Origin of the sequence: Xenorhabdus sp. BG5, from assembly GCF_015163665.1 — a bacterium.
Lineage (GTDB): Bacteria > Pseudomonadota > Gammaproteobacteria > Enterobacterales > Enterobacteriaceae > Xenorhabdus.
In genome coordinates, this window is the sequence record NZ_JADEUG010000012.1 from 93,820 (window position 1) to 102,633 (window position 8,814).

Genomic DNA, 8,814 nt, shown 5'->3' on the forward strand with positions numbered 1-8,814 from the left:
CGTCTGTACATGAGTGGCTGAATTAGAGATCGGCACTCGTCATTTTAAATTACATATTTGGAGTTATACTATGTCTCTAAGTACTGCTGCAAAAGCGCAGATTATTGCTGAATTTGGTCGCGGCGCTAACGACAGTGGTTCCAGCGAAGTTCAGATCGCACTGCTGACTGCTGACATCAACCACCTGCAAGGTCACTTTTCAGAGCACAAAAAAGATCACCACAGCCGTCGTGGTCTGCTGAGAAAGGTTGCACAGCGTCGTAAGCAACTGGACTACCTGAAGCGTAAAGATGTGGCACGCTATACTGCTCTGATTGAGCGTCTGGGACTGCGTCGCTAATTGATGAGTTTCGGTGGAAAGGGGCCTAATTGGGCCCCTTTTCTTCTAGGAAACGGAATTGATAGGTAACAGAACATTTAATCTACTGTTTTTTTACACCGTTTCTAAAATTTGAACCTCTTCCGCTACAGTGACTCGCGCGGCTAATGAGAGTCCTCAAAGCAGTGAGCACTGTCATTAGTCGTGAGGGTGTAGCAAGAAGAGAAAATCCATTGTTGCTGATTTCTTAAATCGGCAACACTAACAAAGGAATATTATTTTGCTTAATCCGATTGTTCGTAAATTCCAGTATGGTCAGCATACTGTGACCATCGAAACTGGCATGATGGCTCGTCAGGCGACAGCAGCTGTCATGGTAAATATGGATGACACAGCGGTATTTGTCACCGTTGTCGGTCAAAAGAAAGTCAAAACAGGTCAGGATTTCTTCCCTCTGACCGTTAACTATCAGGAGCGTACTTACGCTGCTGGCCGTATTCCGGGAAGTTTTTTCCGTCGCGAAGGCCGTCCGGGCGAAGGTGAAACATTAGTTGCCCGTCTTATCGACCGCCCTCTACGCCCTCTGTTTCCAGAAGGTTTCCTGAATGAAGTTCAAATCATCGCGACCGTCGTTTCTGTTAACCCACAAATAAACCCTGATATCGTTGCCATGATCGGCTCTTCTGCTGCATTGGCATTGTCTGGCATCCCATTTAATGGCCCAATTGGTGCTGCGCGTGTGGGTTACATTAATGATCAGTACGTACTGAACCCAACCAGTGATGAGCTGAAACATAGCCGCCTGGATCTGGTCGTTGCAGGTACAAATAACGCGGTGTTGATGGTAGAGTCCGAAGCAGAACTGTTAACTGAAGAGCAAATGTTGGGTGCGGTTGTGTTTGGTCACGAGCAACAACAGATTGTGATTGATAACATCAATGCGCTGGCTGCTGAAGCAGGTAAAGAGAAGTGGGATTGGGCACCAGAGCCTGTTAATCAGCCTCTGCACGATCGTGTTGCAGAACTGGCTGAAAGCCGTCTGGGTGATGCTTATCGCATTACTGAGAAGCAGGAACGTTACGCTCAGGTTGATAGCATCAAAGAAGAAGTTACTGCGGTTATCTTGGCAGAATTTGCAGAAAAAGGCATTGAACTGGAAGAAACCGAGGTGCTTGAAGTTCTCGCTATTCTGGAGAAAAATGTTGTTCGTAGCCGTGTTTTGCGTGGTGAACCGCGTATTGATGGCCGTGAAAAAGATATGGTCCGTGCTCTTGACGTTCGCACAGGTGTACTGCCGCGTACTCATGGTTCATCCCTGTTTACCCGTGGTGAAACGCAGGCACTGGTAACAGCAACATTGGGCACAGAGCGTGATGCTCAAGTTATCGATGAGCTGATGGGTGAGCGTACAGATCGCTTCCTGTTCCACTATAACTTCCCTCCGTACTCTGTTGGTGAAACGGGTATGGTCGGTTCACCAAAACGTCGTGAAATTGGTCACGGTCGTCTGGCGAAACGTGGCGTATTGGCTGTGATGCCAGGCATCAACGAATTCCCATATACCGTTCGCGTGGTTTCTGAAATCACTGAATCCAACGGTTCTTCTTCTATGGCTTCTGTCTGTGGTGCATCACTGGCATTGATGGATGCCGGTGTGCCAATTAAGGCAGCCGTTGCGGGTATCGCAATGGGTCTGGTGAAAGAAGGTGAAAACTTTGTTGTTCTGTCTGACATTCTGGGTGACGAAGATCATCTGGGTGACATGGACTTTAAAGTTGCGGGTAGCTGTGATGGTATCAGCGCATTGCAAATGGACATCAAAATTGAAGGTATCACCCGTGAAATCATGCAGATTGCTTTGAATCAGGCCAAAGGTGCCCGCTTGCACATTCTGAGTGTGATGGAACAGGCAATTCATAGCCCACGCAATGATATTTCTGAATTTGCACCACGTATCCACACTATCAAGATCAATCCAGACAAGATCAAAGATGTGATTGGTAAAGGTGGTTCCGTGATCCGCGCCTTGACGGAAGAAACAGGAACAACCATTGAAATTGAAGACGATGGCACAGTGAAGATTGCGGCGACTGACGGTGACAAAGCTCGTCATGCCATCAGACGTATCGAAGAAATCACTGCGGAAGTTGAAGTGGGTCGTATTTATGCTGGCAAAGTGACCCGCATTGTTGATTTTGGTGCATTTGTTGCTATCGGCGGCGGTAAAGAAGGGCTGGTACACATTTCTCAGATCGCCGAAAAACGTGTAGAGAAAGTCACTGATTATCTGCAAATCGGGCAAGAAGTTCCGGTGAAAGTGCTGGAAATTGACCGTCAGGGACGTATCCGCCTGAGCATGAAAGAAGCCGTGATGACCACTGATGTGGAACTGCAATCACCGGAATCATCAGTAGAATAAATTTGACGTAAAGAGCGGCGTCCTGTAAAAAGGGCGCCGTTTATCTCAATAAACTTCGAGTTATTGTTCTTAGCAATAGTTTGAAAGATGAGAGGAAGTCAATTTTGGGCAGGAAGCCTGAAATATACAATGTGGGTGGAGTAATAGGGCATTCTGATTGATGTCTGGGCTTCGGGAGTGGGAAATGAATTCTTTTCTGCGCTGGTGTTATGTTGCAGCTATTTTTCTCCTTGTGGGATGTAGCGGCACTGGGTGGCGTAAAAATGAAGTTATTGCTATTCCATTACAACCGACATTGCAACAAGAGGTTATTCTGGCTCGCATGGAGCAAATACTTGCGAGTCGGTCACTGACGGAAGATGAATATGCACAGCTTTTATATGAACGAGGTGTGCTGTATGATAGCCTCGGGTTGAGGGCACTGGCACAGAATGATTTTTCAGTGGCTTTGTCTATCCGCCCTGATATTCCTGAAATTTTTAATTATCTGGGAATTTATTTTACGCAGGCAGGCAATTTTGATTCTGCCTATGAAGCGTTTGATTCTGTTTTAGAGCTTGATCCAACTTACAATTACGCGCGAATGAATCGCGGCATTTCACTGTATTACGGTGGCCGCTATCGATTGGCGCAGGATGATCTGCAGGCGTTTTATCAAGACGATCCAAATGATCCCTTCCGTTCGTTGTGGTTGTACCTTGTGGAAGATAAGATTGATCCCAAGGCTGCAATGACGAATTTGTCGTACCATTTTGACAAAGCGAACCGGGGGAGATGGGGCTGGAATATTGTTGAATTCTATTTAGGTAAAATCGGTGAAAAAACATTGATGGAACGCTTAAAACAGGGTTCAACAGATAACACTTCGCTCGCTGAGCATCTCAGTGAAACTGACTTCTATTTAGGTAAACATTACCTAAGTCTGGGGGATGAGGATAGCGCAACTGCGTTATTCAAGCTGACGGTGGCTAACAATGTGCATAACTTTGTTGAGCACCGCTACGCATTGTTGGAATTGGCACTATTGGGCCAAAAACAAGATGACTTATCGGAATCGAACCAACAATAGCTGACGAACATTTTCACGACAGATTTTAAAGTCCACATCTCTGGAGATGGGGGCTTGTTTGTTCGTTTAATAACATAATTTGAGCCAGTTCACATTTTAAATGAAAATGACAGAAATTCTTTTCACTGTGTTATGTAGACTGGCCGCCATGATCAATGAGGCACCATTACATGACCACTGAGACTGAAATCTCTTTTGCTGATTTAGGTTTATCGGCACCTATTCTTTCTGCGTTGGGAGACCTGGGCTATGAGAAGCCTTCTCCTATTCAACAACAATGTATTCCACACCTGCTGAACGGCCGTGATGTACTTGGCATGGCACAGACAGGCAGTGGTAAGACCGCCGCTTTCAGCTTGCCTTTATTGAATAACATTGATGCTGAACTTAAAGCGCCACAAATCCTTGTGTTAGCGCCAACCCGTGAACTGGCGGTGCAGGTTGCTGAAGCGTGTTCAGATTTTTCCAAACATATGCGCAATGTGAATGTTGTTGCGCTTTACGGTGGTCAGCGTTATGACGTTCAGTTACGTGCTTTGCGTCAGGGGCCACAAGTTGTGGTGGGGACGCCAGGACGTTTGCTCGACCATCTGAAACGTGGAACATTGGATTTGTCCAACCTGAAAGGTTTGGTCTTGGATGAAGCTGACGAAATGTTGCGTATGGGCTTTATCGAAGATGTTGAAAACATCATGAGCCAGATCCCTGCTGAACATCAAACTGCGCTGTTCTCTGCGACAATGCCAGAAGCGATCCGTCGTATCACCCGTCGTTTCATGAATGATCCACAGGAAGTTCGCATTCAGAGCAGTGTGACAAACCGTCCTGACATTAGCCAGAGCTACTGGTCTGTTTACGGAATGCGCAAAAATGAAGCGTTGGTGCGTTTCCTGGAAGCAGAAGATTTTGATGCTGCGATTATTTTCGTGCGTACCAAGAATGCAACGTTGGAAGTTGCAGAAACGCTGGAGCGTAACGGCTACAACTCCGCGGCACTGAATGGTGACATGAACCAGGCTCTGCGTGAACAGACACTTGAGCGCTTGAAAGATGGCCGTTTGGACATTCTGATTGCGACTGATGTCGCTGCTCGTGGTCTGGATGTTGATCGCATCAGCCTGGTGGTTAACTACGACATCCCAATGGATGCAGAATCTTATGTACACCGTATCGGTCGTACCGGTCGCGCTGGCCGTGCGGGTCGTGCTCTGTTGTTTGTTGAAAACCGCGAACGTCGTTTGCTGCGTAACGTTGAACGTACCATGAAACTGACCATCCCAGAAGTTGAACTGCCAAACGCAGAGCTTCTGAGCCAGCGTCGTCTGGAGAAATTTGCGGCCAATGTTCAGAATCAACTGGAAAGCAGCGATCTGGATCAATACCGTGCATTGTTGTCTAAGTTGGGTACTGGCGATGATCTGGATATGGAAACACTGGCAGCAGCCCTGCTGAAAATGGCACAAGGTGAGCGCTCTCTTATTCTGCCACCCGATCCAGTGCGTCGTCCTCGCCGTGAATTCAACGATCGTGATGACCGTCGTCGCAATAGCAATAGCAATAGCAATGGCTTTGGTGAGCGTGACAGAGGTGATCGTCCTCGTCGTGAGCGTCGTGACGTGGGTGATATGGAACTGTATCGCATTGAAGTGGGTCGTGATGATGGTGTTGAAGTTCGCCATATCGTGGGCGCAATTGCAAACGAAGGTGATATCAGCAGCCGTTATATCGGTAATATCAAACTGTTTGCTACCCACTCTACGATTGAATTGCCAAAAGGCATGCCAGGGGAGTTACTGTCTCACTTCACCCGTACTCGTATTCTGAACAAACCAATGAATATGCAGTTGATGGGTGATGCGCAACCCTTTGAGCGCCGTGAGCGTCGCGGTGGTCGCAATGGTAACAGTGGTAATGGTGGCAATGGCCCACGTCGTGACCGTGAGGGTTTCGGCAATGGCAATAACGGTGGTCGTCGTTTTAACAACGAACGTCGTGGTGGTGGTGGTGAGCGTGGTTCTTTCCGCGGTCGCGGCAACGATGAAGCACCACGTCGCCGTCAAAGCAATGGCAATGTATAAGCACGGGTCTTTCATTGGCGTGCCTGACTTATTGTTGCGTTAAAAATATCGCAATGATGAGTTAAATAAAGCCCTTTCTCTTAACGGAGAAAGGGTTTTTGCTATTTATCTTGCTGATTTTATTAAATCTTCTTTCTTGGTAATACGTTTGCTTAATTCAACTTTAACCTCTGAATCTGAAAGTAGAGGATCACGGCGGGCAAAGCGGTGATTAATTTAACCCCAATTCTTCTTTAAGCGGTTTCAGATAACGACGACTCACTGGAATACGCTCATCATTGCTAAGTACCAGCTCTGCCTGCCCATTTTCGCCAAAAACAATTTCCCTTAATTGGGTCATGTTGACTAAATATTGGCGATGGCAGCGAGTTAATGAAGTACGGGTTTCCAGTGTTCGCAAGGTCAATTCGGTAAAGCCTTCCTGTCCGTTAGCACTCATGACATAGACACCGCTCAGGCGGGAAGTGACATACAGAACATCATCCAATGGCATCAGCCAGATTCGGCTATGTCCGGTACAGGGAATATATTTCAGCTGCTCATCTTCACGATGAAGATCTGCCAGATTTTGCTTTTGATAGCCAGAACGCAGTCGTTGCAGCGTCTTACTCAGGCGCTCTTTTTCCAGCGGCTTCAATAAATAATCGAATGCATGTTCTTCAAAGGCTTGCACCGCATATTCATCAAATGCCGTCAGAAAAACAATGTAAGGGCGATGCTCTGGATCGAGCATGCCTACCATTTCCAGCCCGGTAATGCGGGGCATTTGAATATCAAGGAAAACAACATCAGGTTTCAGGCGATGGATGGCACCAATCGCTTCTACTGCGTTGGCACATTCTCCAATGATTTGAATATCAATTTCCTCTTCCAGCAGACAACGTAGATTTTCACGAGCCAATGGCTCATCATCAACAATCAATATCTTCATATTTACGCCGATTTTTTAGCCTGTTTTTTTTCTAATGGTAAACACAAAATGACACGGGTCAATTCTTCTGGCTGGCAATCAACGCTTACCCCATACTGTTTACCATAACGAAGCCGCAGACGTTTATCTACTAAACTCATCCCAAGGCCATCATCGCCCACTTTTTTGGGGCAATATAGCCCTGCATTATCTTCAATCTCTACCAATAGCAATTGGTCTTTTTGATAGGCTCTAATCGTAATTCTTCCTGTATCCAGTAACTGTGATGTGCCATGTTTAATCGCATTTTCTACCATTGGTTGGAGGGAAAAAGCGGGTAACCGTGCATCGCGCAGGAATTCAGGTATCTCGATGGCAATTTGGAGGCGCTCACGGAAACGAGCCTTCTCAATTTGTAAGTAAGCGTTTACATGCTCTATCTCATTTTCCAGCGTGGCAATATCTTCAGGTCGCTTTAAATTCTTACGGAAAAATGTTGAGAGATACTGCACAAGCTGGCCCGCCTGTTGGCTATCCCGACGGATAACAGCTTGCAGTGTATTTAAAGCGTTAAATAAAAAGTGAGGATTCACTTGCGCGTGAAGGAGCTTTACTTCTGATTGCAGCAAAGATTGCTTATTCCGTTCATATTGTCCGGCAAGAATTTGGGCAGAGAGCAGGCTGGCAATTCCCTCTCCCAATGTGCGATTGATGGAACTGAACAAGCGATTCTTGGCTTCGTAGAGTTTGATCGTACCAATGACCTGTTGATTTTCTCCCCGTAAAGGGATCACCAGCGCCGAGCCAAGTTTGCAAGTTGGGTTAAGGGAGCAGCAATAAGGGGTTTCATTGCCATCGGCATACACAACCTCATTATTCTCAATGGCACGATGAGACTGTCTGGAAGCAATCGGCGTACCCGGTAAATGATGATCTGAACCGATACCAATAAACGCCAGTAATTTCTCCCTATCCGTAATCGCGACAGCCCCAATCTCTAACTCTTGATAGATAACTTTTGCCACGCGCATACTGTTATCTTCATTAAATCCCTTACGTAAAATTCCCTCTGTACAGACAGCAATTTTTAGCGCTTGGGCAGAAAAAGCACTGGTGTATTTTTCAAAAATGGCGCGTCTGTCCAATAAGATGCGGATAAACATAGCCGCCCCGATACTATTGGCGATGATCATGGGGGCAGCGATATCTTTCACCAAACTCAGCGCTTCACTGAAAGGGTCGGCAAGTAGCAGAATAATGCCCATTTGGGTGCATTCAGCAAGGAAAGTGATAATGGCCGCTGTCCACGGGTTCAATAATTTATTGATCTGTCCTTTTTTCATCAGATAAATATGCACAAGGCCACCCATTACACCTTCAACAATGGTGGATACCATACAGCTAAATGCGGTCATTCCGCCGAGAGAATAGCGGTGTAAGCCCCCGGTGAATCCGACCATTGCACCTACTGTTGGTCCGCCGAGAAAACCTCCCAGCACAGCACCAATCGCGCGGGTATTGGCAATTGAATCGTTAACATGCAACCCAAAATACGTCCCCATAATGCAAAAGATGGAAAAAATCACGTAACACATCAATTTATGAGGTAAACGGACAGTCACTTGCAACAAGGGAATAAAAAGGGGAGTTTTACTCAGGAGCCAAGCGATCACCAGATAGACACACATCTGCTGGAGTAATAACAACACAAGGTTAAATTCGTACATATCTTTTCATTTTGTGATTAATAACGATAAGAATTTAAAACGTTATTATCAAAGGTGGAATTTAACACCGTCAAGAGGTGTTGGCAGGATAATGTATCGATAGGAATGAGGAAGAATTATCCGCCCCCTTGGGGGCGGATTTTTACCCAAGCAATGAAAATGACTGACAAATAACGTTATTTGTATTAGTCGTGACTTGAACTGACACTGGATCTTGAAAGATTGAGAGTTACCGGTTTTGATATGGGTGTCTAATCCTTATACAAAATACAAAATACGAGGTAACTCTCAT

The 8,814-nt window shown here is 46.1% G+C and carries 7 protein-coding genes; 5 read left to right on the forward strand and 2 right to left on the reverse strand.

Annotation, left to right across the window (positions count from 1 at the left end; genetic code table 11):
- The first annotated feature begins 70 nt into the window (after positions 1–70).
- The 5 genes from rpsO to IQ209_RS08600 all read left to right on the forward strand — a co-directional run bounded on the left by rpsO (position 71) and on the right by IQ209_RS08600 (position 5,885).
- On the forward strand, positions 71–340 hold the full coding sequence (gene rpsO, locus IQ209_RS08580; RefSeq protein ID WP_099132626.1) for a 30S ribosomal protein S15: 270 nt from the start codon (positions 71–73) through the stop codon (positions 338–340).
- 259 nt (positions 341–599) lie between these two features.
- Positions 600–2,738: a polyribonucleotide nucleotidyltransferase gene (gene pnp, locus IQ209_RS08585; protein WP_193850852.1), complete on the forward strand. Its 2,139-nt coding sequence runs from the start codon at positions 600–602 to the stop codon at positions 2,736–2,738.
- A gap of 184 nt (positions 2,739–2,922) precedes the next feature.
- Positions 2,923–3,807 (forward strand): lipoprotein NlpI, encoded by an 885-nt coding sequence (nlpI, locus tag IQ209_RS08590; protein ID WP_193850855.1) that lies wholly within the window; start codon positions 2,923–2,925, stop codon positions 3,805–3,807.
- Positions 3,808–3,913: 106 nt separating this feature from the next.
- Positions 3,914–3,988, forward strand: a complete 75-nt coding sequence (locus tag IQ209_RS18750) for a hypothetical protein (protein WP_223281609.1) — start codon at positions 3,914–3,916, stop codon at positions 3,986–3,988.
- Positions 3,978–5,885, forward strand: a complete 1,908-nt coding sequence (locus tag IQ209_RS08600; protein ID WP_193850857.1) for a DEAD/DEAH family ATP-dependent RNA helicase — start codon at positions 3,978–3,980, stop codon at positions 5,883–5,885. The genes IQ209_RS18750 and IQ209_RS08600 overlap by 11 nt, the downstream gene beginning before the upstream one ends.
- A gap of 211 nt (positions 5,886–6,096) precedes the next feature.
- On the opposite strand, the gene btsR is transcribed toward IQ209_RS08600, so the two are convergent.
- The gene (btsR, locus tag IQ209_RS08605; RefSeq protein WP_193850859.1) at positions 6,097–6,816 is read right to left on the reverse strand and encodes a two-component system response regulator BtsR; all 720 of its coding nucleotides are present in this window, start codon (positions 6,814–6,816) and stop codon (positions 6,097–6,099) included.
- 2 nt (positions 6,817–6,818) lie between these two features.
- Positions 6,819–8,522 (reverse strand): sensor histidine kinase, encoded by a 1,704-nt coding sequence (locus IQ209_RS08610; RefSeq protein ID WP_193850861.1) that lies wholly within the window; start codon positions 8,520–8,522, stop codon positions 6,819–6,821.
- Positions 8,523–8,814: the final 292 nt, after the last annotated feature.